Genomic DNA, 26,661 nt, shown 5'->3' on the forward strand with positions numbered 1-26,661 from the left:
CTTTCCAGAAGTCGGTTTTCTTGCTTTAGCCGCCGCCTATCGAGATCGCGCGGCGAATTTCGTTCGCCTGAGCTGCCTTGATTTCATCTCACTTTCACCTGGTTTGAACTTTTGATGAGAGATGTTTTGCCTTGAATTGAGCGACTCTTTAGTCGAGGCAAAAAGTAGCGCGGGGACTCGTCAGCAACGCTTGTGGCTGACGAGTCCTCAGCCGGTGCGCGGTTCTAAACGCTAACGAAATTCGAGGCAGTCAGAGTATTAGTATTCACCCCAGTCAGGACGGCTAAAACGTCACTACCCATACGAATCTGATTCCCGGAGAACGACAGATTCCCAAAGGTTAAACCCCCAGTCAGACCGATTTTGTCGCTACCCAACTTGAAGTCAGTAATCGTATCGATGCCCTCGCCGGAGGCAAACACGAAGACATCCGGGCCGTTGCCACCGGTCAAGGTGTCGCTACCGGGTCCACCCCTCAAGGTGTCATCCCCATTGTCACCATTGAGTAAGTCGTTGCCCGCACTGCCGAATAGGAAGTCACTGCCATTGCCGCCAATCAAGGTGTCGTTTCCGGCAATGCCGGTGAGGCTGTCGTTGCCGCTGCCGCCGTTGAGCGAGTCGTTCCCTGCTGTACCCGTGAGGGTGTCGTTGCCGCTGGTACCCATTTGAGTACCGCCGACAGCGACACTGACAAGAGCGCTGCTGGTGCCGCCTTTACCATCGCTGATGCTGTAATTAAAACTGGCGTTACCCGTGAAGTTAGTGCTGGGGGTGAAGATGACATTGCTATTAGAGAAGGTAACGCTGCCATTGACAGCATTACTGACCCCCGTCAGGCTGAGGCTATCGCCATTAACATCGGTGTCGTTGGCTAACAGAGTTGAAGCCTCCAGGGTGACGGCAGTATTTTGAGCCGTGGTAGCGCTGTCGCTGTTAGCCACGGGGGGTTGATTGGTGGGAGTCGTTGCCTGACCAAACAGCACATAACTTTGCCCTGCACCACTGATGCCGTTGGGGTCGGCCAATTTTGCCCCGATAATCAGGTCATCAAAGCCATCGCCGTTGACGTCCCCGGCGCTGCTGACCGAGAAGCCTGATTCGTCATACGCCGCGATGCCGTTAATCGCAAAGCCGTTGCTGCCGTTGAGCTCTGAGAGGTTGACACTGGCACCAAAGCCACTGTTGCTGCCAAACACCACATAACTTTGCCCTGCAGCACGGATGCCGTTGGCGTCGGCCAAGCGTGCCCCGATAATCAGGTCATCAAAGCCATCGCCGTTGACGTCCCCGGCGCTGCTGACCGACGAGCCTGAGTAGTCATTCGCCGCGATGCCGTTAATCGCAAAGCCGTTGCTGCCGTTGAGCTCTGAGAGGTTGAGGCCCGCACCAAAGCCACTGTTGCTGCCAAACACTACATAACTTTGCCCTGCACGGTTGATGCCGTTGGGGTCGGCCAAGTCTGCCCCGATAATCAGGTCATCAAAGCCATCGCCGTTGACGTCCCCGGCGTTGCTGACCGACAAGCCCGATCGGTCATCCGCCGCGATGCCGTTAATCGCAAAGCCGTTGCTGCCGTTGAGGTCTGAGAGGTTGAAGGTTGGTTCAAACATAGTGTTAGTTCTTCCTTGTTAGGTTAGTTGAAAGTTTTCACATCCCGACTTCTTTCCAGAAGTCGGTTTTCTTGCTTTAGCCGCCGCCTATCGAGATCACGCGGCGAATTTCGTCAGTTTTCAACCCAATTGCCATCGGTCGCCGCACTCCTGGCAAGACTTGCACATCGTATAATTCCTCTACAACTCCTTCAATGCGTAACGAGTGGACGATATCCCCACTTCTGAGGTCAATCACCAGCAGTCCACATCGGGCTTGGGCCTGTTTTGCCTGTAACTGCTCATCCAACGCTAAACCTGAAAAGGTCTTGTTGTGCCTGGGTTTGGATATCCCCACCACGGCAAAATCACCGCAGAAACTCAAACCCCGCAGATATCCCGGACAAAAGGCTACCGCTTCAAATACTCCCCGTTCCAGGTCTAGATAACCAAATTCCCCACGACCTGAATTGAGCAACCACAGTTTATCGTTGTACCAACGGGGTGAGTGAGGCATCGATAAGCCTGTGGCGATCGCCTGATTGGTGCTAATATCCATCACGCAGCCGCCATCTTTGCGTTTATCCCGCCAGCCATCCGCCACATCCGACTGACTCACTGCCGTGACGTAACGGGGTTGACCGTCTCGCATCGCCAAACCATTGAGATGGCATCGGTCTTCGGCGGCTAATTTGGAAATAAACGGCGGTTTCCACAAGGGGACAAAGCTTTTCGTTTCGCTAATTGTGGCAAGGCAGCTAAATAGGGTATTGACGAAGACTACCCCCCCTAACTCCCCGTTATTAAGGGAAGGAACTTGTGGTTCAACTTGTTGTTCCCCCCGAAGCTTGGGGGGCTGGGGGGGTTCAACCAGCACCACATCATGAATATCTAAATCTCCGGTGATATACCCCACTTGCGGTACATAAACGGCATCGCAGCCATCCGCTACTTGTCCGGGTTCTAGGGCATTTTCAAGCCGCCACAGTTGATACAGCGAACTCATATACAGGCTGCTGTTGTGGGCATACAATCCCATACACCGTTCAAATGTCCGTTCAAATACCGACAGTTCCCCGTTTTGTCGTAATCCAATGAAAAAGACCTTCCCCGCCTGATAGGTGGTGAAAACTAAACTGAGATTTTGTGAAGCTAACCAGGAAGTGAACTGCCGAGAGGCGTTGATTTCAAAAGTGGGTGTGGCGGTTGTACCTACTGCCTGTGGGAAATTACTAGAGGAAGGTGCGGTAGATTGTGGAGTGCGATCGCTATCTGGCATTAATGACAATGACATAGTTCAATCTCTATGTGTACGTGGTTCATGGAGTCACCTGATGAGCCGCCTAAATTAGCGCTGCTATCTTCAGGAATGCTTTGGACTGACTCATTGAGTCCGCCGATGGTGACCTCGATTGCCTCTTGAATTCGGTCTTAAGCTCGATTTCTGCTTTCTTTCACAAGCCGAGGTGACCTTGGGGCGGCTAGGGCGATACCCCCAAAACAAGTCGCCTATCAATTGATTAATTCAATCTTGTCATCTGCCGATAGTATAATTGCTCGCCTGACTAGAAAAACTATATCCGATGGCACTTTAAGCACAATGTAAATACATAAAACTTCAAAATCTGTTTTTCACGAGTTCACCTGAACAAATTCACTGAGTGCATAAAAGAGTAAATCTGTCAATTCACAAAAGTTGAGGAATTTACGGGTTTGAGATGTACTGGTGCCAGAGGTGGGGTAGCGAGACGATAGCAGGATCGATCGCCCTAGTATGGAAAAAGCCATACAGCCTCCTACTGTGTTTTCTGGCGGTTTTCCATTGTCTGAGGTACGGCAGGCGGGTTTCATTCGTCCCGCCGCAGGTTTCAATCCGATCCTGAATTACCCATTTTCCGCCTGACTTCTCATCAACTTTTGCACGCTGGCTAAAGCTCGATTTAATTCATAATTTTTTGTTTCTGAATTCTGCAAAAAAGCCTGCTGTTCTTCCTCAATCATTAACACATCCTGCCGCACCAAACCATCTAATAACTTTTGAGCAGCACCGAAACAACTATCTTTGATAAACCTGCGAAACCAAACAGGCAATTTGTGCAGCCGCCAAAACGCATTTAATGAGGTAAAATGAATTAAATAAGCCCGAGTTGCCGTCTCGCTCACCGGACAAACCAAGCAGTAAATCTTAAAGTCGCTCCCCAAAGTTGAAACCCAGTGCGGGTAAACATAACTCACGTCCAGCGGTTCCGGGTGCAGTCGGCGCAAAGACTTAAAAAATAACTGAGAAATTGACCAAATTTTATCTATTTTGTAATAACTTTGTGCCTGATAGCGCGCTGTTACTTGATGCTCGTTTTCTTCTATAGTATCTAACACCGGATTTGCCCAAGCTTGCCAATCATCGTGCAAGTGTCCGTGGTACATATCCATCAAGTTTTCAATTAAAAATGAATAGTGTGCCTGACAGTCGATGACTGAAACTGTGGCAATATAATTGAGATGTTCCCACTCTGGCAAATCCAGTAAATTAGTTTTTTCTGCTTGGATTTCGTCCCCGGGAAACAGCCAGATAAAACCGTTTTGTTCCTTGACTGGATAGGAGCGAATTTTGCAGTTAGGTAGCTTTTGATTTTCGGCTAAATAATCGACTTCGGCGCATTCACCCCTTGCATTTAACCGCCATCCGTGGTAAGCACATTCGATTAAATCGCCTTTAACTTGACCGTGGCTGAGTTTAACTTGCCGATGGGGACATCTATCTTCTAAAGCGTTGATTTTGCCTGCACTGTCGCGGAAAAGTACGATCGCCCGATTCCAGATTTTCGCAGCTAGCGGCTGAGTTTGCACCTCGGTGGTGCGGGCGATTGCATACCAGCGAGCGAGATTAATGCCCAACTCGCGGATGTGAGTTTTTTCTCCCCTTGCAGATACCGATTTTATCGCGTTGTTTTGCATTACAAATGTTCCCAAATTACGCCCATAAAACAACCCAATTTTACAAAATAACAGCCCGGAAAGCAACGACCGTAAATCTTTCTAAATCTCCGTTCTGACAAATACCTATCGTTAGCTAAATGCTTCAACCACGTCGGCGACAATCTAAATTTTAATAATCTTAAAGCATTGCGAAATCCGTAGGTGGAACAGTCGGGCTTAAAATCTCTCGCTGCCCCTAATATGTAGCCTATTCTAGGAGGTGTCTCGACTTCCGATATATTATCTAAAAAGACGATTTTTCCGTGCGGATTTAACAATTTTTTACTTGCTTCAAGGGCGGCTGCGAGGTTGGGTAGGTGGTGAAAAGTAGCAGCACTAACTATTAAATCAAATTTGCGGTCGATCGCTAATTGACTGGCATCCATTTGGATGTATTCGATATTGGGGGCTGAGCGTTTTTGACGGGCGATGTCCAGCATTTTTGCTGATAAATCGACGGCCACTACATTATCGTAATACTGGGCTAATTCAAAAGCAAGAATTCCCGAACCGCAACCAATATCTAATGCTGCACCTTTGCTGACCGATAGGTTGTTAGTAAAGAAATCGTTGTGGTTTTGCAAGGTGGCAGCGAAATCGTATTCTGTTGCAAAAGCATCAAACATTACAGATTTATTGCGAATTTTGCAGTTACTCTTCAGCATCTATTATTGCTTTATACTCATTCAATAATATTTTAACCGTATATCCACCCCCCTCAACGCAGATATTTTTTTTGTTCGCAAGCTCTGCCTTTTCCCCTCAGCGAAACCACACCCACAAACCGTAACTCATCTTAAAAAAAGAATGCAACTGTAAGAAAGCTCCAAACCCTTCTTGAATCAGTCATTCCCATTTCTTGACATCTAACATCTAAAATCTAAAATCTAAACTGGTAGGGCTGGGGGCGGGTTTCACCGAGGATAGCAGCCAATAATTGACGATTTATAAAACCCCCCCCCGCTGCAAACCTTAGATTTTTAACACGCCTTCGGGATTCACCGTCAAGAGCGATCGTCTCTGCAAACCCTCCTGATATAAAATAGCATTAGCTGCCAACAAACCGCTGCTAACCGCCCTTTCCATTAAACCGCAAGGAAACGGCATTTTTACCCAATCTCCCGCAAACAAAAGATTAGGTACAGCGCAGCAAGTCTCCGGGCGTTCCGCATAACTACCGGGCGGATATCCAGAGAAATTCTTTTGATTTACTAATTCCCGGTGCAGCATATTTGCCTCTTTTAATTCCGGTACAATTTCGTACAATTCTTGCTCAAAAGTAGCCAGTAAAACTTCCTGGTTCGGAAATTCCTTCTCCTTGTAACAATAAGCGTGCAGTTCCACTACACTACCGCCAGTTTTCTGATTCCACTCGATAAACTGATCCTGAATTCGGTGGTAAAGCGTAATGCTGTCAGTCAGTTTGTAGCCGGAAAGCGAACTGAAATTGCTGTGTTCCCATGGAAATTCGCGATCGAACCAAAAGCGGCCCACCGCAAACGGATCGGCTATATTCAAACTCTCGATCCGACTCTGCACCTGCGGATTCACCTCACCGCTGGCTAAACTAAACAAATGCTGCATCCCCGGAACATCGGCCGCCAAAACATAGTAATCAGCCTTCAATGTTTCTCCCAACTTTTGCGGCTGCGATTGGTTAACCGCTGCTGCTAACTGTATTTCATCGGCTTTTTCATCGACTACCTTAAATCGAGGCAAATCCCGCTGAGCCGGCCCGCTCACAACTCGCCCTTCGGCATCAAAAACTGCCCCGTGACAAGGACAGTGAAATTGACCGTCGTTCTGTTTCTGAACTGTGCAGCCTTGGTGAGTGCAGCTCAGAGAAATTGCCTCTTTTCCCGACGGTGCGGCGGCAAATACGCTGTCCCCAGCGCCGAAATATTCGGTATAGTTGCTATCAGTTAACAGCGCGTTTCGCTTAACCCAAAAAGGTATTTTACTTTGCACGTCTCCCGACTGGTAACTCAGAGAATCAATCTTGCCGTTTTCCCAGCGAATCTCACTGACTGCGACATCTGTCAATACTTTGCCGCCTTTGCTTTCAATGGCTTTGGCAATAGGCTGCACCAAACTCGTGCCCATATCTTGCCGCGTGCCGTTGAAGGCCAAACCCTCTGGATTTCCGAAAAAGTAAAAGTGGAAAAATTGCATTAATTCTCCCGCGCTCAATTCGTCGGGAGCGTTGAGGCTGGATTTGGCAAAAGGCAGAAAATACAAGTCATAAAGCCCGCGCGGAAATTCACCTTTTACCCAGTCGGCAACTGATATATTGTCGAGGCGATCGAAAGTTTTTTTAGTTTGAAAACCGCCGATTTCCCGAAATACTTGCCAGTGAGCGGGTTTTGTAAGATTGATTCCCCACTTGAGCCGATTGGGAGAAGATATCCCCAAATCAACTATATTCCAGGGAAAAGCTGAATGGTTGGGACGGAAAACTTCGGGTTTGTATTTGCCGTCTCGAAACAAAACTGCGTAGGATTCTAAAGATACAAAGTTATCGGTAATTTCTAGTTCTTCAACCACACTTTTGAGGTTGTAGTATTGCGGAAAAAAACCGTGGAAACCGTGTTCCATCATAAAAGTTTCGTTCCCAACTTGAATCGGCCAACTAGCAATTTTGCCGCCGAGTTGGGGCGATTTGTCGAGCAATGTTACGGCGAAACCCCGCTGGGAGAGTTCGTAAGCACAGGCGAGCCCGGCCAAGCCTGCCCCCACAACTGCAACGGTTTTGCGGTTATTCAGCATTCGCGGCAAGTCAAGAGAATCTTGCACAAAAACGCTGGGCTCTGGCTTGGAAAATCGAGAGTAGCCCAGCAGCCCGCCGGCGGCACCGACTCCGAGGAATTTGAGGGCGGTTCTTCGAGAAACTGGTTGGGGTAGCGGTGAATTGGTTGATTGACTCATCAGCGGTACGCGGTAACGGGCTTTAAACACAAATACGCCATAAGGCATATATCATAGACCGAAAGCAGGATATGTGAAGAAATACTAAGACACATTTGCCCGTCCGATCGCGATCGCACCGTGTCAAGTGCGATCGCACACAATGTATAGCGGAAGGAACAAGGCTTTAGTTATCTAGGAGTGAACTAAGAATCAACAAGGAAAAAGCGATCGACCGCCTAGCGTAAAATCCTCTAAATAATTAAGTGTTATTATTGATGTTGCTCAACTCTTGGCAACCGCCGGCAATGATGTTAAAAAACTAGGAGATTTTCAGGCTAAATCTTAGGCAAAATGCCCTCTCGGCGAAGTGTAGGAAATAACCGGGCAGCTATCCAAGGCAAAACAATTAACCAGTCGAGCTTTAAGTAAGTTGGCGCGAAAAAACTTAACTATTTTAAAATAAGTAAATACAGAGAATATATCTACTGAGGTAACTCAATAGAGCGGCGCTCGATTCAGGGGATTCCTCACTTAATACCAAGACCAAACCCGATTCAACTTGAGAAGTGCAGAGGTGCCGCAAAAAGTCAAAGACGGCCCTAGAGGTAATGCCGGTTAAACTCAGATTTTGCATCATTTTTAAGAACGGGCAAGATGCCGGTTCCACGAGAGATAAATTTTTTGTGGAACAGGCATCTTGCCTGTTCATAAAAGGATTATTGAGAATGGTGCAACATCTCAGTTAAATGTACCTGGCTGCTATGTAGAAAATAGGACTTACTTGAAGAAACCGGGTTTTTGCGTAAGTCCTGTTTATGCAAAACCCCTGCATAATTTGCAAACTTTTACATAAATCGCGAATTTCTTGGTGCGGGGACTCTGTTGGTGCTGGTGTCCACACCCTACGGTAGATATTTGCGGTTGGCCTTGAATGCTACAATCGTGCCGCGATCGCCAGCACAGTCAAAATTCCCACCCACATCCCAACTTTTGCCAACTGCTGCCGCCAACGGCGCCCTTAACCGCCCCAAAATCATGCACTACCAATCCCAGCAGCAACGCCAAAAACACACCCATCAGAAAAAAATTAAAAAAGCTATTTTTTACTGTTTGATAGCAATATTTTTCTGCTGGAACACCGCCAACCTCCCTACAATTGCCCAAAACACAGGCAAGGGCGGGCTTAACGGGCAAGAAATGAGAAATTTGCTCGATCGGGGCAACCTCACCGAAGCCGTAACCAGAATCGAAAAAACCTGGAAAGAAGACTATCAAAAATACTTTGAACAAGACTTTGAGACCCGTGGGCAAACTGCCGAAGCAATATCAAAAACTCTCTCCCGCCTAGCAGTTCAAACAAAGAAAAAACCTGCTTTAATTTACGCTATCCCGCGCACCGACCAACTAGAATTAATCTTAATATTACCCGATCGCCGGCCCATTCTCCGCAGCGTTCCAGAAGCAAAACAAGAGAAACTGCTCTCAGTAGTCCAAGAATTAGGTAGCGAAATCACCAATCCCGTAAAACTCAACACCACCAGCTATCTAGCACCAGCCCAACAACTCTACAAATGGATAGTTGCACCCCTAGAAACAGATTTGCAAACAGCAAAAATTGAAACATTGCTGTTCTGCGCCGGCGCAGGTTTACGAACTGTACCCTTAGCAGCAATGCACGACGGACAGCAATTTTTGATCGAAAAATACAGCCTCGCCCGCATCCCCGCCTTCAACCTCATAGACATAAATTACGCCGACCTCAGAAACGTGCAAGTCCTAGGAATGGGAGCATCAGATTTCGCAGAAACGGCAAACAAAGAACCGCTGCCAGCAGTGCCGTTAGAACTCGGCGCGATCGCCCGACAGTGGCCCGGTCAATCCTTTCTCAACGAAGATTTCACCATAGTAAACTTGCAATCCCAGCGACTGCAACAAAGATACGGAATCATCCACCTTGCCACCCACGCCGAATTCCGCCCAGGAACCCCAAATAACTCCTACATTCAATTTTGGGACACCCAACTGCGCCTTGCTCAAATGAGAGAATTGAAATGGAACAATCCGCCCCTCGAACTATTAGTATTAAGCGCCTGTAGAACCGCCTTGGGAGACAAAGAAGCAGAACTCGGATTTGCAGGTTTAGCACTGCAATCGGGAGCAAAATCAGCCCTCGCCAGCCTCTGGTACGTCAGCGATGCGGGCACTCTCGCCCTGATGACAGAGTTTTACCAGCAGTTAAAAATCAGCAGACCAAACGACCCTCCAATCATTAAAGCTGAAGCTCTCAGGCAAGCACAAATCGCCGCGATCGAAGGCAAAGTGACGATCGAACGCGGTCAACTGCGAAGTTCCCGAGGCGACATTCCCTTGCCCCCATCCATCCCCAAACTCGACAGCAAAGATTTATCCCATCCGTATTATTGGGCAGCTTTCAGCATAATCGGCAGTCCTTGGTAAGTGGGCCTCTTGACCGACAGTGGTGATAGGCTATAAAACATAAGTAATTTAATATCTGTAGCTGTCGCTCAACAAACCACCACCCACCTGTGACGAATCAAGCGGGAGCCTTCAAGGGGAAAGAAAGATGAAAAAATTAGAATTTTTGCTACAGAAAGAAGGCGATCGCGCCTGGTTGCCCCTAGAAACCTCCGACGTGGAAATTCTAGAAGGTAAATACCGTGTTGTTGCTCGCATTCAGCACCCCAACACCGACATCGAAATTCGCGTTACCCATACCTCCTTCGACCCAGGGGCGCAGCGGAAAGTCCAAAGCCGATCGGCCCGCACCAACCCCGAAGGATTAGTCGTGATCATTCCCTACACCAGGCTCAAACCCGGACTGTGGGAACTCTCCTGCTTGCCAGATCCCAAAGCAACACCACTAAAACCTTGGCAGTACGGCGTTCAGTTGGAAGTATTGCCCGCAGAATCGGAAACCTCCGAACCCCTACCGCCGATCGACCAAACCGAACCCGCAACTTCCCCCACAGCCCCACAAATCGCAGCACCGGTCGATCGCGCAGCCCCACAAATCGCAGCACCGGTCGATCGCGCAGCCCCACAAATCGCAGCACCGGTCGATAGCCCCGCACCAACCCAAATCCCAGCAGCCGATTCAGCACCGCAGCAGACCAAAATCTACCAATTCCCCATTCCCCAAACCCCCGAACCCAAACCGGGCGTCAAACTCGAACTCGTCCTCGATCGAGAAACCTTCGTCACCCAACTCGGTCGCCCCTTAATCATTTCCGGCAAAATCGACATTCCCCAGCCCCCCCAAAAAACCAGAAAAACAGCAACTCTCATCCCCGAATCCGAAGCGCTAGAACTCAAACAACTAATCGGTTCAGCACAACTGCAAATTTACCTGCGCGACCCCCAAACCTCAAAAATTCTCGCAGAAATCCAGCAGCCGATGCCAGAACAAGTTCCCCCCTGCATCTTTGCCTGCGTCACCTACATCCCAACCGAGTGCAAAAGCCGCCTAATTTTAGGAGAAGCAATTCTCAACAGCGGCGGTGTCACCCTGGCCACCAAACTATTCACAATTACAGCTCGTTTAGAGCACCTTCTACAGGAAATTAAAGACAATTTCATCGAAGAAAAGCATCAAGCTGAACCCTCCCCAACAGCCTCAAAACAGCCGGGAAGCGGCAAAAATATATCCTTCCTCAAGCTAGTAGAAAAATCCTTAGACCCTCCCTCCCCCGCCGAAGTCCCAACCACTGAAGCCTTACCCCCTCTACTGGCTTCGCGTCACACCCCAAGTGGAGGCGGTCTAGAATTGCCCGCATTCGGTAACAAACTGCCCGACAGCAGCCGATCGCAATTGCTGTCGGAAATCTCGAAGTCGCCTCGAACGGTCGCAGAGTCGATCGAGCCACAAACCAAACCCTCAGACATCCCAACTTCCCCTAAAACAGCGGAAATCGGAGCGATCGACCAAAAAACCGAAAACAGCCCCGAATTAGAAAAAACAGCCCCAGAAACCCAGCCAGCACCCACAAAACAGGCATTTCAAACCTTAAACGTCGAAAGTCGATTTTGGTCGCGACTGAGTTCCTTAGCCAGCAACGGCGAATCCCCGGAATGGCTCAAAGCAACCACCCTGTCGCCCACTCCAAAAGCCGCCGCAAATAGCAGCGACGCTACTGCCGTTGTGGAAGAAAGCAGCCCAACCCCGCAGCAACCCGAAACCAGCCAAACAATTTCCGACCCCAAATCCACTAGCCCGGAAGCCAGAGAATTTGTGGTTTTTGACGAACCCCCGCAACCGAAAAAAGTTGCTAAAAAAACCGCAACTGTCGCAGAAGAAGTAACTCCCCCGACTCCCTACGTTTTGCCAGAAGACGAGTTAGTACCGATGCCGATTTTGGAATTGCCGCGCGCCGAAATCCTTGCCGGCGGGCCCGTAAAAGTGCAAGTGCAACTCCCGGAATTAATGCCTCGGATTTATGTGAAAGTTTGGGTGTACGATCGGCAAACCTACCTGATTCTTGACGGGCCGCGCTGGATTACCGAATTTAAATCTAACGGGTTGGGAAACGTCCGAGCAAGTGTCGAGTTAGAGATTCCCTACGGCTGCATGGAAGTCGAATTTGAGGCGATCGCCGTCGAAATGCAAACTCAGCGAGAAAGTCACAAAGTAAGTGTTCACCGCCAAGTTTTACCCCCAGCCGGGCCAACTTTACCCCTGGATGAGTAAGCCAAAATTCGCGTGCACCCGCGTTGCTCGGCTGACATTTGTGGTAAAAAAAAGTCTCTTGACAAAAGACTCTTCAAAAAATCAGGATTGGGCGGCGAGAAATCGAGGGATCTGCCCGGTTTCTCGCCCGCGCGCCCGTCTTAATCTACTTACCAGTCAACTGCCGAAACTTCTTCTTAAACTTATTCTTATACACGTAGATCGATCGCTGTAAATCCTCAACTTGCAGCGACATCTCGGCAGCCAAACCCGTACGGTTCCAAACATCCTCCTCACACTTGCGGCGACAAAAATTCATCGGTTCCGAGTAAACTTTCCCAGTAGATAAAGTCGGCTTCGGCCCGCACCAGTGAATCACCGTGGCCTGAGTGCGATCGCCCGCAGGCCCGCTTGACTCAACCGGAAACTGCTTTCTCAGCAAATCCTGGTCAAAATCCGGCACCAACAACTGCATATCCACATTCTGCACCCGCAGTCGATTTTCTTGTGCCGCCCGGAAAATCATAAAGTTCAAAAACCCCATTTCTCCGTACTTAAATATCCCCGGATTTGCCGCCGTAAAATCTAAAATTTCCACGTATTCTTCCAAGCTAAAAACGCCGCGTTTAGCAAAGAAAGTACCTGTGCAGAAATAGTTCGATCGCGATTCCGACCAACGAAAATTCGGGAAATGCTTCTCAACCCCCGGAATGTCAAAGAAAAATTCCGAAACATCCGCATCCGGGTAATCGTAACAAGGCTTGTCTACAATAAAGTCAAAGTCTTGAAAATTAGCCAATTTGAGAACATCGCCCCAGACGATCGTATCGGCATCCAAAACCATAAAATTTGACCAAGGACTTTCCCAGAAAGCAATCATTTTAGTTTTGCCCCAACCAAAACTTCTTTTTCTGAGAACTTCTTCAGAAACAGTTGTGCGATTGATCACTCGCACCCCATAGGATTTTTCCAAAGCACTCACAGAAAACGTACCGTCAATCAACAGACAAATCGGCACATCTCCCAGGAAATATCGGATGCTAGCGCAGCACCCCTTAGCAAACAGATAATCTTGGTCGCAGCAGGCAATAATAATACCAAAATCTTCCATAAACCCTCACTCTTTTACTAATACCAGTTACCCAAAATAATGCAACTGTAGGCAAGCTCCAAACCTTTATGTCATCAGTTATTGCCAATTATTTAATCGAAAATGGTATAACTTGCTCGCCCCCAGCGTTTGGGTTTTTGGTTCTGACAGCAGCTCTATTTTTGACTTGTGCATTTTCGCCAGCTTAGCACTAAACTCCTGCGATCGTCCGTAGGCAAAAACATCGTTAAAACCTCTAGGAATCATGGATATAGTGGTCAGTCAACCCACTGAGCTTTCCTTGCGCCAACAGCGGGTCAAGCACCACCCGTTGCAGCCACACTCAAACAACAAAAAAGTTGTGTTAAAATAGCGGGAAATTAAACCCGCTGACGCTTAGTCTCAAAAATGGCGATCGCCCTGGCAAGTCTAGACGGCAGCGGGCATCAAAAAACCAACATTGGTCAAGCCTGAACTTTGGTTTGGATCGGGTAAATCTACCAGCCTTTAGGTCTCAGTTCCCCACTCATGGCGGGAAAATAGCCCCGGCCGGGTCGCGAGGTTTAAAGTTAGGTTAAAAAGCTTGACATTATAGGATATAAAGCTGTATAAGGGATGCGACAAGCAGCCACAATCCTACCTATAACTGTCTGTTAAGTCTGGCGTAACCGAGGACTCGGGGCAGTTGTCAGTTAGAGGCAGATTGTGGTCGAACCCGTAGAACCAGTTGTCGATCGCCCGCAGAGCAACTCAAGCAAGTCGGGCGATCGAGAGATGAAATTAGCACGTGATGGTATAATCAACTGTAATGTAATGTGGGCTTGACCTGAATTGATGCCTGGGCGGTATAAGGGCTCAGCCCCCTACGTTCAAGCAGAAGTAGACACGCCTACTGTGAATCAACAGTGAATCAACAGTTATGGATAGGTTCTATTTTGGCAGTTATTGTCAACAGGCAAGCAACCACAAAAATTAGCAGTTGGGAATTGCTGCTCGTCGAGTTGAATAGAGTGTGAAGGTGTGAGGAAAATGAACAGAACTTTTTGGAATTTACTGCTAGTATCCCCGACAATTTTGGGGCTATCATCAGTCGTCAGTGCCCCTGCGATCGCAGCAGAAGCTCCAGCAACCGCTGAAGCCAACCAGCTAACTACAGCTCAGTCATCTGAGTCAAAAATTGCAGAAATAGTTGGAGAAATAGTTGCAGAACCAGTTGCAGCAGCCCCTGCTGCCCCAGAAAACCTGGCTTTAAACAGCAGCGTCGAAGCGGCCCAAACCCCGGTCGTTAACGAAGCAGACGCTGAAAAACTCGCCTCAATCAAACCAGAAACCAGCGAAGCAGCACTGCAAACAACACTGCCAACAACACTGCAAACAACAGGGAGCGACATCGAGTTAGCAGCCCCAAGCGCTCCGACCAGCGCCGCAGCAGCAACTGAACCCCTAGCAGCAGCAGGTACAGCCGAACCCGCGCCCCAAGCATCAGACTTGGCAGTGGAAATCAGCCAGACAGACACCGCTGGGAAAATTGAAGTGCCAGCAGTCGCCAGCACCCCAGCTACTACCCCAGTTACTACCCCAGCTACTAAGGTAGAAATTGCTCAGACAGCACCCGCCGGAATGGGCGGTCCCATCGTCCCTGTGGCTCCCCAAGCGCTGCCGGCCCAACCATCCGGAACCATGTCCCAGGTGACATCAGTCACTCAGCTTTCTGACGTGCGACCGACAGATTGGGCATTCCAAGCCCTGCAATCCCTAGTCGAACGCTACAGTTGTATCGTAGGTTATCCCGACGGCACCTACCGCGGCAACCGCGCCCTGACTCGCTACGAATTTGCAGCCGGCGTCAACGCTTGCTTAGACCAAATAACCCAGCTAATTGGGTCAACAGGTAACTTAGTTACTAAAGATGACTTAGCCATCCTGCAACGCCTGCAAGAAGAATTTGCAGCCGAACTCGCTACCCTGCGCGGACGAGTAGACGGCCTAGAAGCTCGCACCGCAGAACTCGAAGCCAACCAGTTCTCCACCACCACCAAACTGGCTGGAGAAGCCATTTTTGCCGTCAGCGACACCTTCGGAGATCCTATACAAGCTCGTGACGCCAACGGCAATCATATCCGCGATCGCGACGACCAAACTGTCACCAACTTCGGCTACCGGGTGCGGTTGAACTTATTGACAAGCTTCACCGGTCGAGACTTGCTCAGAACCCGCTTGCAAGCAGTCAACGTCGCCAACTACGGAGCATCAACCGCTACCGGCACTAACATGGCTCGCTTGGCCTTTGACGGCGAGGAGGGCAGCCAATTCACACTAGACGAACTGTACTATCGTTTCCCGGTCGGTCCCGCTACAGTCTTTGTCGGTCCTAAAGGACTTGACCTGGATGAAATTGCAGACACGGTAACACCCTTTAACTCTACGGGTACTGGTGCAATTTCCAGATTTGGAGTTCGCAACCCGGCCGTATTCCGCGGGCCGCAGGGAGCTGGCGCAAGTTTGACTTTCAACTTGGGCCCCCTCCGAGCTACTGGGGGCTATCTTGCCTCCGACGGCGATGCTCCCGACCCCGCAAACGGCAGGGGCGTTGCCGACGGTTCTTTCAGCGCTCTGGGTCAGATCGGCTTTTTTAGCAGACCGTTTGATTTGGCCTTCACTTACACCCACAAATACAATCGCGCAGGCGATGTTGGCATCATGGGCGGTACGGGCAGTGCCTTGGCTAACCGGCCCTTCGGTCAAGCAACCACTCAAGCAGATAACTATGGCGTGCAAGTTAACTTCAAACCCAGCCGTCGCTTTCAGCTTGGCGGTTGGTACGGTTATACGAAGGCTGAGCAACTGCGGGGGGGCGGCAATGACGCGACGATCCAGAATGGTGCTATCACTTTGGCCCTGGCAGATTTTGGCCGGCAAGGCAACCTCCTGGGTTTTGTCTTCGGTGTACCGCCAAAAGTTACTGAGAGTGATGTCGCCAGAAACCGCAACACCTCTTATCACTTAGAGGGTTTCTATCGCTTCCAAGTCAATGACTTTATCTCAGTGACACCGGGCGTTTACGTGATTATGAATCCCGAACACAACGAGGAAAACAAGGATATCTGGGTCGGACTCCTCCGTACTACCTTTAGTTTCTAAGGTTTCCAGACATCTAGTTACAGCTAAAAGCGGCAGGCGACTGCCGCTTTTATTTATTGGTCATCAGTGGAGCGATTTTAGATTTTAGATTTTAGATCTTCAATTGTTAACAGTTAACAGTGATCCGTTAACAGTCATCAGTCAACAGTCAACAGTCAATAGTTAACAAATTATGAGTTTTGGCGGCAAATCCCGAATACGGAGGTGTAGCCGTGCAGAAAGGTGCTGCCGCCGACGGGGCCGATTTCGCCGTTGCAGAAAAAGCCGCTCAGCGGGATGTTTTTGAGGTATCGACCGAACAGTCGGGAGTCAAAGTTCGACTGGCCGTAAAGCCCTTCGCCGCGCCCCAGACAAGAGAACATCAAGGCGCCAGCGCTGGATGTACCGCTGTACTCGGCGGCCCGCTGATAGCGATCGAGCAGCATTTCTAGGTCTTCTGCGGAGGTGCGGGCGTCCCGCAGGTGAAATTGGATGCGCTGTCCGGGACGGACTCGATCGCCGATCGCAATTGCTCCCACTTTCGGATCTACTCCCAACAGATTGCGGATTAAAAAATCTCCCGGCTCTAATGTCAGCTTGAATTCATCGCTGACTAAGCCTACAAATAACGAATGCTGGGCTAATTCTCGGTCTTCTTCGCTTAAAGTTTGAACTAACTCTCGCAAAGCCTCTAAGGGCGATCGCTCGATGCCCCCGCTGCCGGTATCGTCGGTTTGTTCTTCGAGTTTCAGCAAAATATTGCGTTCTCCTTCCGTCACCCGATAAGGATGCCCGATCGGCCTGCAGCCTTGAGCTACGATCGTTTCCAAAACTATATTGCCGCTCAAAGCTACCCCAACCGTCCCTTCTCGGTAAAGCTGATAGTCGCAAAACAGCGCCGCGCCCCTGCCCGCACCGTCCCCCCCGGCGAGCCCCCCTACCTTCGCCGCACCCGGATAGGCATAATCTAGCCCTTGCAGCAAATCGTTAATTTTTGCCGAAAAGGGGTCCGCCAAGATGATGAACTGCGGTTCTTCCTGGGCCGGCACGCCCAAGAGATCCACCCAAGTATCCGGGGGGCTGTCTAAGTCCGGCAGTTCTTCTGCACCGACGTGAAAAGTTCTGACATTCACTCCGGGCAAGCGCGCCAGACTGAGGCTGACTGCGGGAGATCCCTCGACTTCTTCGGTGAGGCCGCCCCGGTTCGTGCCGATGACTCCTCCCCCCCCGCAGCCCAGGATCGCGGGCACTGGCAGCAGTTCTCGGAGTAAAGGCATCAGCCGAGAATACTCGCTGGCAAAGGCAGACGAGATAAATATCAGCGCTAAATCGGCCGGGCCTTCTAGGTCGCGATCGGCTTGTTCTATAACTTCTTTGAGGGCGGATTCCAAAGACGGACGGGTTGATAAGGCGCTGACCCATTGCATTTGGTTTTCGGTGTACATAAGGCAAACTTCTCTATAAAACTATCTCTATACATTAGGCTAACCGGAACTTGCCGCTGGGGGGACGGTATTCTTGGGCGATCGATTCCCCCTCGATCGCCCTTCTTGTGTTAACATAAGTTAACATGAGAGTCCCCTTAATTTGTTAAGTGTGAAATGCCGTGTTCAGCTAAATCTTAAAAGATAAAGCTCAATACAGTTTGACACACCAACCTCGTGTAATGTTTTCATCAAAAGTAAGGTTGGCTCGACCTACATTGATGCCTGTGGACTAGAACCCGCCTACGGGCTAGTAAAGCAGGGAGTAGAGACGGCTACTGCATCATACTTATGGATGGTTTCTATCTGGGCTGCTGCAACAGCAGCGCATCTCAAGCTATTATTAGCTGGGGTCGCCATACCGAAACAGCAAATCCAACCCAAACAAACATCCAAAAAGAAAACCTTTCTTACTTAATAAGGTGACAGTCAACGACTCAACACTCAAGTGACTGGGCTTCTGGCCTAAAACTTCAGTTTTACTTGACCAGCCTAAGACTCTAGAGGTCTAAGTTTTTTGAGTGATGACACCAAGCGGCTGCTTAGCTAGTCCCTTGCTCTGTCGTTAACGGTTAAACATCTTTATTTGGGTTAAGGATGTGCCGTTAGCCGAACAAGCTCACTAAACCCAGGGGCGTGCTAACATTACCTAGAAATAGGTCGGGGACCACCATATTCTCCTACACATTCATACCAACAAGCTTTATGACAACAACACCCGCAGGCAACATCCAAGAAAAAATTGAAGAAGAACTAGAAAGCGCTCGTACCGTCTGTGACCTCAAGGGCGCCACTTCCGGGGAATGCGCGGCGGCGTGGGACGCAGTTGAAGAACTGCAAGCAGAAGCTTCCCACCAAAAGCAAGTCAAACCTAAGAATTCTTTTGAAAAATTTTGCGACGACAATCCTGACGCTGCTGAGTGCCGCATCTACGAGGAATAAACGAGCCATTTAGCTCTATTCCTTCCCTCCCGCGCCGAAATCTAACTTTTGGCGCGGGAAAATTTTATTTTAGGGGTTGAGCCTTGAAATAGTAGGGAGATTTGCCCTCTATCCCAATACGGTTAAAATCAGCCAGCTTCTCCCCACTCCCCGAACCAAGGGGGACAATAATTCGCTCTGGCGCGCCTTGGTTCGGGGGATGGGAAGGCGAGATTTGAGGAATAAACAGTTTTAATCCAAGCATATTGCCGTCTATCGCGTCTCAAGTACCCTTCAAAGCGCGCCAAGTACCTTAGAAAAAATAGCAGTAACTAAAACATTAAGACCATGTTTAGGTTGCTGATTTTTTAGCATTTTTGTAGTAAAATTTGTCACAAATAAGTGAGTATATTTTCCCAAAGATGTTGAGTCTTTTATTGGCAGCCACCGGGCCTTGGTTTCAACCGCTAGTCTGGATGGATTACCGGTTGTCTGTGTTATTAACAATTTCGATCCCGCTGGTAGTGCTGATTTGGGCTGTTGTGGCAAAAGCTGACGCGATCGTCCGTTTGTCGATTATTTATTGGCGGGTGGCGAGTTTGCTGGCAATTACACTTTACCTGATGATGGCTGCGCTGCCTGTGAGCTTTGTATCGTCGGTGATTGCGAGAGCCTTAATTCCTGCTAGTCTGTGGTTTTGGGAGGATTTAAACGAAGAAATTGCCGATCGACCGCAGTCGCCCCTGAAACTGGCTTTTACAGCTTGGCGGTGGGCGATTACTGTTTACAGCGGTTTGGGCGCACTAGCTCAACTTCCCTTCTTAAGCTGTGCCTTTAAATCTCAAATTGAGGTAATTGACGAACCTTTTTGTCGCGTTTGGTTAGACCCACCTTGGCTCTACAAACAAATGTTTCACCCTACGGCAACCCCTCAATTTTTGGGATTTTTGGGTCTGATAGGTTTAGTAATCTATGTAATTTACTTGTCATACTTTGTGCTAATTAGACTAGGAAAAAATGGGAGGTCAGCTACCGGAAATTAAGGGGACTTTAAGTAAGTATTTGCCTTTTAAATAGCAGCTAAAGTCTTCAACAAAAAGCTCAAAAATCCCAACTCCCAAAAGGGGAATCGCATCTAGGAAAAAATTAAACTAACAGCAGGGTGGATGACGTAAACTCGCCCAAAAACGGATACAAGCCCCCGACTCCAGTCGTGGAGAGATAAAAATTTTAGACTAAGGTTGAAGCTTCCAGATTCATCTGTGGAGTAAATCTCAAATCTCAAATCTCAAATCTCAAATCGACTGACAGCAATGTTACTGGGAAAGACTGTGATGGATAGCAAACAAGCCTACTTACAGTGCTTAGAAAGGCTGATTTGGGCGCTCGATCGCCTGGAAGCAAAAGTCGAACCAAGTGAAGTCGCTCGGATTGCCGAACTGATTGTTCAGCCGATGATGGGGCCGTGGCGGTTTTTTCACACTCCCGAACATATTTTTGAGGTGGGGGGAGATGAAGACGCGATCGAGGTTTTGGCAGCTTTATTTCACGATACCGTCTACGTGCAAGTCGATCGCAGCATTAACTTTAACGTCAGCTACTACATCACTCCTGTTGCAAAAGAAGTTAACAAACAGCTACAAATTCGGGAGCAATCTGAACTGCCGGCTGATGCTATCTTCGAGATGGTAATGCTGGTATTCAATTTTGTACCGGGCGAAGTCCTAAATCCTTTCGCCGGACAAAACGAATTTCTCAGCGCTGTCGTAGCAGCAAAAGCTCTAGAACCATTTGTCAAACGCGAGCAATTGCTTCAAATTGCAGGCTGCATTGAAGCAACCATTCCGTTTCGCTCTGCCGAGTCCGGAGTAACAGTAAGCCAGCGCCTTTATGAGCGCTTGCAGGCAATAAATAGCCGATTTAACCTCAGTTTGACTGACGAGGAAATGCGGGAAACGGTCAAAAAAGCTGTGCGAATTTCTAACCGGGATGTGATGAGTTTTGCTCACCATAGTTCAGCGCATTTTTTGGCAAATACGTGGAATTTACTGCCGGAAACCAATCACAATCTCATCTGTTGCGGTTTTTACACGGTTCGCGACTACCGAGTTGCTTTGGTCAAGATGGAAGGTTTTCTGAATTATCTCAAGCCAGAAATAATTTTTCGGCAGTTTGAGGGATATCCAGACGATCGCACCTATCAGCACTGGGAAACTACTGCTAAGTACAATCTCGAAATTGCGAAGCTTTATTTGGGGTGCAAACTGCCTGCTCTCGCCCTGCTAGAAGCTCTTTCTTCTGGTTTGGGAATCGATGTTTCTCTGGCGATGATGATGGGAGGAATTCCGGATCAATCTGTTAACTGCGTGCGCTTGGAAAGCTTTTTTCCACAGATAGAAAAACCTTATCAACCTAAAATTGGTTTAGAAGCGGAAGTATTAAATTTATTAGAAAATGGGCGGGCTAAAAGCACTTCTCAAACCGATTTGGAAAACTCGCCGTTGACAACGTTTGTGGTCAAAATTGTTGGCTTTGACGAAATGCGCTATCAGTGCGATCGAGCTAAGGAATTTTTTCTACAAAATCTCGACGCCGACGACTTTATTTCCGACTTTAACCCGATAGTTACAGAAATTGTCATTGATTCAATTCTCAAGTTGTTTGACACCCGGAAATCTACTATCTACCGATACTACGATATCACTTCTAAGTTAAAGTCCCAACCCAAGAGGAATTTTTCCGATCGCCCTTTTCGCTCGCATGGTTAACTAGCTTTAAATACAGTATTTTTGCCTCCTCTATAGAAAAGACCATTACTCAGCTTATACAAGAGTAGAGCGATTGCACCGTGACACGATTGATTGACTAGCCAACCTACGTCAATCTGCCTATCCATCCCGACACCAACAGCCGTACAGGTAAGTAGGTAGACGAGATTAAACCACATAATGTAACAGGGTGTAAACAGGTTTAAGTCAGCCAGTAGAGAGCCTTTGGAGACTTTGCCCTTGTTTACATAGGGGCGTTTTTTGGCGCCGATTTACTTATGGTGTGGGGCAGGTGGCAAAGATGCTAAAAGTTGATAAAAAATGAAAATTCGCTGCTGTTTGCCTTTGACAATTACTTTGCACAAAACGGATTTGATAGCTGGCTGTCACTCATCTGAGCTACCCCAGATAAGCGTCGCTATAAAAAGCGACTGTTAAAGCACTTCCCCCCACAGCTACAACTGGGGAATAGCAAGTTCAAACGACTTGCAAACCACTAATCCCCAATCAAACCATGCAAACCACAAATTCAATTTACGCTCAATTGCCTCTTTGCTCTTCACTGCCCACACTGAAACGAAATAATATTACCACTGCCAATCAAAATGTGCGCTATCTCCAACAATCCTTAGTCAAAAACGGATATCCCGTCGCAACAGATGGATTCTTCGGTCCAAAAACCGAACAAGCAGTCATCAAATTTCAAAAGGAAAATAAGATTGCTGTTGATGGCATTGTCGGCCCTCAAACTTGGAGTCTCTTAGGCGCTTGTTATACAGATGAACCTGGATGTTAAATTCAAGTTAACTAATCTTAGCCGCACGGGTAGCAAGAAACTGGGTTTTTTCACAGCAATACTTCCTTTATGCCCCCAGAACTGCTAAAAAATCTGGCGGTTGAGCGAAGCCGAAACGTCGTTTATGCCAGTCAAAAGTGCATCCAGGACTATTAATTAACATCTTTTCCCCGCTACCCTGCTTTTAAACAACTTGCAAACAACCAATGGAGAATCAAACTATGCAAACCACAAACGCCATTCACATGGAATTACCTTCCTGTCGTTATTTTCCCCTACTGAAACGCAACGATGGCGTCACCCAAAATGAGGACGTTCGCTACCTTCAGCGACTCTTGAACGCCAGCGGATTTTCTGTAAATACTGATGGAGGCTTCGGCCCGAAAACCCAACAAGCAGTCATCAATTTTCAAAAGCAACAACAAATCGTTGCTGATGGCATTGTCGGCCCTAGAACTTGGAATAAATTGGGTGTTTGTAGCACTATATTTTAAAGTTTGTGCAACCATCTGTTAAAGAGAGTAGGGCGTAGAGTGTGCGCCCTATTTCTCCGTCGAAGTTTCGACCCCACACCACCCCTCCGGGGTTCCGTACATTCGATACTTGCGAGAGCGCTTGAAATACAGCATTGCTACCCGATCGTCAGGATTAATTTGTAAAATATTCTGAAATACTTTTTGGGCGGCAACAAATTTTTGCTCGTAGTAAAAATTGAGAGCTTCTTGAAAAACCTCCGCAGTTTGCTGCTTAAGTACAATGCTTTTCTCTGTTTCTGTCTCGTAAATTTCAAACACCGACACAGCATTTGTCTTTCCTTTCACGGTTACTCGATCGACAAATCTGTACTTATATTTTTCTGGATCGTCTAGCCGATCGATAATTGCACCGCTAACTAGAATTCCCGAGCCGTAAACCTTAGTCAATCCTTCCAAACGAGAGGCGAGATTCACCGCATCAGCAATCACCGTACTTTCCATCCGTTCTCGCTCGCCAATTGTACCCAACATCAAATTGCCCGCGTGTAAACCGACGCCGATCGCGATCGGAAACAAGCCATTTTTTTCTCGCTGCTGGTTGTAGATATTCACTTCTTTTTGCATATCAATTGCTGCTCGCACACCATCCTCTGGGGATGTAGGAAACAGTGCCATGACTGCATCACCAATGTATTTATCAATAAACCCGTTATTTTTCCTGATGGCAGGGCTAACCCTGCCCAAGTAAGTATTAATAAATGCAAAATTTTCAGGGGGTGTCATCTGTTCTGAAAGCGCCGTAAACGAGCGAATATCAGCAAACAGCACGGTCATATCTCTTTCCTGATTCTCGCCTAATTTTACTTCAATAATACTCGGCTTTTCCAGCAAGTTTAGAAAATCGTGAGGCACAAACCTGCCGTAGGCTGCATTCAGTTTAGCAAGGCGAATTTGCGTGTTAATTCTCGCCAACAATTCCTTTTTTATAAAAGGTTTAGTTACATAATCATTTGCTTCTAAGTTAAAAGCTTCTACCAAGTCAGTAGTTTGATTTTTAGCCGTCAGCATCAGAATCGGCATTTCTAAAGGCGAGTATTTTTTGCGGACTTCTCGACACACTTCATAACCCGTCATCTGCGGCATCATTACGTCGAGTAAAATTAAGTCGGGCTTAAATCCTGATTCAATCAGATTTAAAGCTTCTAAGCCGTTGCTCGCTTGAGTTATCTCATAGTTTGCTAGAGAAAGACTGTTGATAATGACCTGAATATTAATGGGTTCATCATCTACTACCAAAATTTTTAGTTTTTCACTTTCTAGCAAGCCGCTATTGTCTGATAGCTGAGAATTTATTATAGAAGATTTCCCCGCGAATTCAGGAGTGATTAAAATGGGAGAACCCTCGGTTAAACGCGGCTGTATGCTACTAAAATCTGGCTGACTCTCAGATACGGGCAAAGTAAAGATGAATTGGGAACCGACGCCTACAGTTGAAGATACCCCTATTTTCCCTCCGTGCAATTCAACTAATTGCTTGGCAACCGTTAACCCTAAACCAGTGCCGCCATATTCTCTAGCAGTGGAACCGTCAGCTTGTTCAAAGGATTCAAAAATTCGCTCTAATTTATCTTCGGGGATGCCAATGCCAGTATCGGATACAGTAATGGCTAACTGGGAATTAGACGGTGATTGTGCGTTGCCCGTTACCAATTCTGCGGAAATTTCTACTCGGCCACTTTCGGTAAATTTAATAGCATTGCCAATTAAGTTGTAAAGTATTTGCTGCAAGCGATTCTCGTCGGCTGCTATTGGCGGCAATTCAGGAGCAACTGAGTTAATCAATTGCAAGTTTTTTTTGCCTACTAATGGCTGAGACAAAGTGACAATTACCGAGACTATTTCTCGAAGACCGACGGACTTTATTTGCAGTTCTATAGTTTTGTGTTTGAGCTGAGAAAAATCTAAAAGATCGTTAATTAAAGAAGACAATCTTTTGCCCGATGAGGAAATCAAAGCTAAGTTAAAATTTGTAGATTCTGGCAGTTGTCCGGTAGCACCGTCTATTAAAGATTCTGCAATCCCAATAATGCCGTTGAGGGGAGTGCGGAGTTCGTGGGAAGTATTGGCTAAGAATTCGTCTTTCAGTTTGTCGAGTCGCTGCAATTCGGTATTTTTAGTTTCTAAGGCAGTAAATGATGCTTGCAATTGCGCTGCCATGCTGTTAAAAGCAGTGGCAAGTACGCCCAACTCGTCGGAACGATCGAGCTTTACAGTTTGGTCAAATTGTCCTTCAGATAAAGCTATTGCTGCATTTTTTAATTTTATAAGAGGTTGGATAATCCAGCGAGAAGTGAGAATTCCTAGCACAGTTGCCATGCCCAAAGCTGCCAAACATAGCAACACTGTAGTTCGGTTGCCGGCATGGATTTGTTGCATAAAGTCGGCTTCGGGAACGACGACGACAATCAGCCAATCTAAACTTTTGCCGTCTTGGAAGGGCAGGACTTTTAAAAATTGCTGCTGACCGTTTATCTCAAAATTGAGTTGCTGCGCTTTTGTAATTTGGTGCAAATTTTGAAAGTGGTTTTCTAAATATTTAGCTGTAGTTTGCGTTACTGCATCGCTGCTTTCTGTAACTTTAAATACTTCTTTTTTACCGTTTTGGGTGCGGAAAGGTTTTTCGGCTGTGGAAGTTGCCAGCAGCGTCCCGTTTCTTTCGATAATAAAAGTTTGACCGGATTTGCCTATTTTAAGGCTGTTTAAAAATTGACCGATACTGTCGAGACGCAAGGCAGCAATTAATACTCCTTCTAGCTGTTTCTGGCTGTTGTAAACTGGTTGCAGCGCGCTGAGAATCAATGTGGGTTCTAGGAAGGATATATAAACTGAACTCCAAGTTGGTTTGATTGCTAGAGCCGCATAAGCGTAGGAAGGGTGCTGTCGGATGTCGAAGTTTTTAACGGAGGCGGCTACTGTAGTGCGATCGCCCGTATCATTAGTATTGTAAGAATAAAAATCAAAATTTGTAGACGGGCCCGATGCGTTAATCAATAAAGTGCCGTTAGACATCTTTTCGCCAGTGCGATATTCTCCATCTTGATTAGCGATCGACGTAAAATTGATATAAGGATATAATTGCACTTGCCGCCACAGATATTTTTCCCAAGCTGACAAGTCTTTCATGTTCACAAACCCCAGTTTCACTGCATCCAGCTTGCTTTGATTGATTTGGTGCGGAGTTTGCAGATAAGTTCTCAAATTTTGCTCGATGCGATTGCTCACCTCGCCCATCAACTGATCCGCAAGGTCATTTACTGCTCTTTGAGAGTTCCTAAATGATAAATACCCCACAATACCCACCGCTGCAAATACTTGCAAGACAAACGGAACTATGAGTACGGTTTGCAGCGTTGCTTTTCTTGAAAGTTTTGCCACTAAGTGCTTGAGAGAAAGAGTGGACATAACATTAATTTAGGTTGAAAAACCCAGTTAATACTTGGAGCGAAGGCTGAGCGCTGGTAAAGATTATAAACCATTTTGTACTTAAACACAACTTACGCAAGGAAGACCCGATCTAGTTTCTACAATCCTTAATCTTATAGCAAATTATTAAAAGTCAAAGCGAACCATACGGACACGGCATTTCCGTGTCCTACTCCCCGCGCCGGACAAGGCATTGCCATATCCCTGCCGATGTTCACATACAATATATCTGTATCACTACTTTTCATCCAAAGCTTCTATTCCCGACCATCCTTCAGGCACTCCATACATCAATACGGTTCAGTTAAGGCTCAAATAGTGGTAAATTAGGTATGGTGTCCAAAAATGGAGAGCAAGTAAGGTGCAT

At 47.5% G+C, this 26,661-nt stretch carries 17 protein-coding genes; 8 read left to right on the top strand and 9 right to left on the bottom strand.

Annotated features, from left to right (window positions below):
- Positions 1–224 precede the first annotated feature (224 nt).
- From QUA47_RS12785 to QUA47_RS12805, 5 genes are all read right to left on the bottom strand, one after another.
- Positions 225–1,610 carry a cadherin-like domain-containing protein gene (locus QUA47_RS12785; RefSeq protein ID WP_333431009.1) on the bottom strand — a complete coding sequence of 462 codons (1,386 nt, stop codon included), beginning with the start codon at positions 1,608–1,610 and terminating at the stop codon, positions 225–227.
- A gap of 76 nt (positions 1,611–1,686) precedes the next feature.
- On the bottom strand, positions 1,687–2,883 hold the full coding sequence (locus QUA47_RS12790; RefSeq protein ID WP_333431010.1) for a TIGR03032 family protein: 1,197 nt from the start codon (positions 2,881–2,883) through the stop codon (positions 1,687–1,689).
- A 590-nt stretch (positions 2,884–3,473) separates the two neighbouring features.
- Positions 3,474–4,544 (bottom strand): aromatic ring-hydroxylating dioxygenase subunit alpha, encoded by a 1,071-nt coding sequence (locus QUA47_RS12795; protein ID WP_333431011.1) that lies wholly within the window; start codon positions 4,542–4,544, stop codon positions 3,474–3,476.
- Positions 4,544–5,230 (bottom strand): methyltransferase domain-containing protein, encoded by a 687-nt coding sequence (locus QUA47_RS12800; RefSeq protein ID WP_333431012.1) that lies wholly within the window; start codon positions 5,228–5,230, stop codon positions 4,544–4,546. Before QUA47_RS12800 ends, QUA47_RS12795 begins: the two co-directional genes overlap by 1 nt.
- A gap of 307 nt (positions 5,231–5,537) precedes the next feature.
- Positions 5,538–7,538: an FAD-dependent oxidoreductase gene (locus tag QUA47_RS12805; protein ID WP_445302509.1), complete on the bottom strand. Its 2,001-nt coding sequence runs from the start codon at positions 7,536–7,538 to the stop codon at positions 5,538–5,540.
- Positions 7,539–8,357: 819 nt separating this feature from the next.
- Between QUA47_RS12805 and QUA47_RS12810 the strand changes: the two genes are divergently transcribed.
- Both QUA47_RS12810 and QUA47_RS12815 read left to right on the top strand, forming a co-directional pair.
- The gene (locus QUA47_RS12810; protein WP_445302510.1) at positions 8,358–9,929 is read left to right on the top strand and encodes a CHAT domain-containing protein; all 1,572 of its coding nucleotides are present in this window, start codon (positions 8,358–8,360) and stop codon (positions 9,927–9,929) included.
- A gap of 127 nt (positions 9,930–10,056) precedes the next feature.
- Complete coding sequence (locus QUA47_RS12815) at positions 10,057–12,177, top strand: hypothetical protein (RefSeq protein WP_333431014.1); 2,121 nt, start codon at positions 10,057–10,059, stop codon at positions 12,175–12,177.
- Positions 12,178–12,322: 145 nt separating this feature from the next.
- Here the strand turns inward: QUA47_RS12815 and QUA47_RS12820 are convergent, their stop codons facing one another.
- Positions 12,323–13,267, bottom strand: coding sequence for a hypothetical protein (locus tag QUA47_RS12820; protein WP_006635896.1), 945 nt, complete (start codon positions 13,265–13,267; stop codon positions 12,323–12,325).
- A gap of 1,008 nt (positions 13,268–14,275) precedes the next feature.
- Between QUA47_RS12820 and QUA47_RS12825 the strand changes: the two genes are divergently transcribed.
- Positions 14,276–16,387 carry an iron uptake porin gene (locus QUA47_RS12825; protein ID WP_333431015.1) on the top strand — a complete coding sequence of 704 codons (2,112 nt, stop codon included), beginning with the start codon at positions 14,276–14,278 and terminating at the stop codon, positions 16,385–16,387.
- 170 nt (positions 16,388–16,557) lie between these two features.
- Here the strand turns inward: QUA47_RS12825 and QUA47_RS12830 are convergent, their stop codons facing one another.
- On the bottom strand, positions 16,558–17,811 hold the full coding sequence (locus QUA47_RS12830) for an FIST N-terminal domain-containing protein (protein ID WP_333431016.1): 1,254 nt from the start codon (positions 17,809–17,811) through the stop codon (positions 16,558–16,560).
- Positions 17,812–18,555: 744 nt separating this feature from the next.
- On the opposite strand from QUA47_RS12830, the gene QUA47_RS12835 reads away from it, so the two are divergent.
- The 5 genes from QUA47_RS12835 to QUA47_RS12855 all read left to right on the top strand — a co-directional run bounded on the left by QUA47_RS12835 (position 18,556) and on the right by QUA47_RS12855 (position 22,829).
- Entirely contained in the window at positions 18,556–18,792 is a 237-nt protein-coding gene (locus tag QUA47_RS12835) for a Calvin cycle protein CP12 (RefSeq protein ID WP_190662788.1), read from the top strand.
- Positions 18,793–19,193: 401 nt separating this feature from the next.
- The gene (locus QUA47_RS12840) at positions 19,194–19,814 is read left to right on the top strand and encodes a DUF3177 family protein (protein ID WP_333431017.1); all 621 of its coding nucleotides are present in this window, start codon (positions 19,194–19,196) and stop codon (positions 19,812–19,814) included.
- 270 nt (positions 19,815–20,084) lie between these two features.
- The gene (locus tag QUA47_RS12845) at positions 20,085–21,539 is read left to right on the top strand and encodes a hypothetical protein (protein WP_333431018.1); all 1,455 of its coding nucleotides are present in this window, start codon (positions 20,085–20,087) and stop codon (positions 21,537–21,539) included.
- 514 nt (positions 21,540–22,053) lie between these two features.
- Positions 22,054–22,335, top strand: a complete 282-nt coding sequence (locus tag QUA47_RS12850; RefSeq protein ID WP_333431019.1) for a peptidoglycan-binding domain-containing protein — start codon at positions 22,054–22,056, stop codon at positions 22,333–22,335.
- A 221-nt stretch (positions 22,336–22,556) separates the two neighbouring features.
- Positions 22,557–22,829: a peptidoglycan-binding domain-containing protein gene (locus QUA47_RS12855; protein WP_333431020.1), complete on the top strand. Its 273-nt coding sequence runs from the start codon at positions 22,557–22,559 to the stop codon at positions 22,827–22,829.
- 48 nt (positions 22,830–22,877) lie between these two features.
- Here the strand turns inward: QUA47_RS12855 and QUA47_RS12860 are convergent, their stop codons facing one another.
- Positions 22,878–26,273, bottom strand: coding sequence for an ATP-binding protein (locus QUA47_RS12860; RefSeq protein ID WP_333431021.1), 3,396 nt, complete (start codon positions 26,271–26,273; stop codon positions 22,878–22,880).
- Between the two features lie 134 nt (positions 26,274–26,407).
- Positions 26,408–26,542: a hypothetical protein gene (locus QUA47_RS12865; RefSeq protein WP_333220806.1), complete on the bottom strand. Its 135-nt coding sequence runs from the start codon at positions 26,540–26,542 to the stop codon at positions 26,408–26,410.
- Between the last annotated feature and the right edge of the window lie 119 nt (positions 26,543–26,661).

The sequence above is a fragment of the Microcoleus sp. MON2_D5 genome, assembly GCF_036701905.1.
Lineage (GTDB): Bacteria > Cyanobacteriota > Cyanobacteriia > Cyanobacteriales > Microcoleaceae > Microcoleus.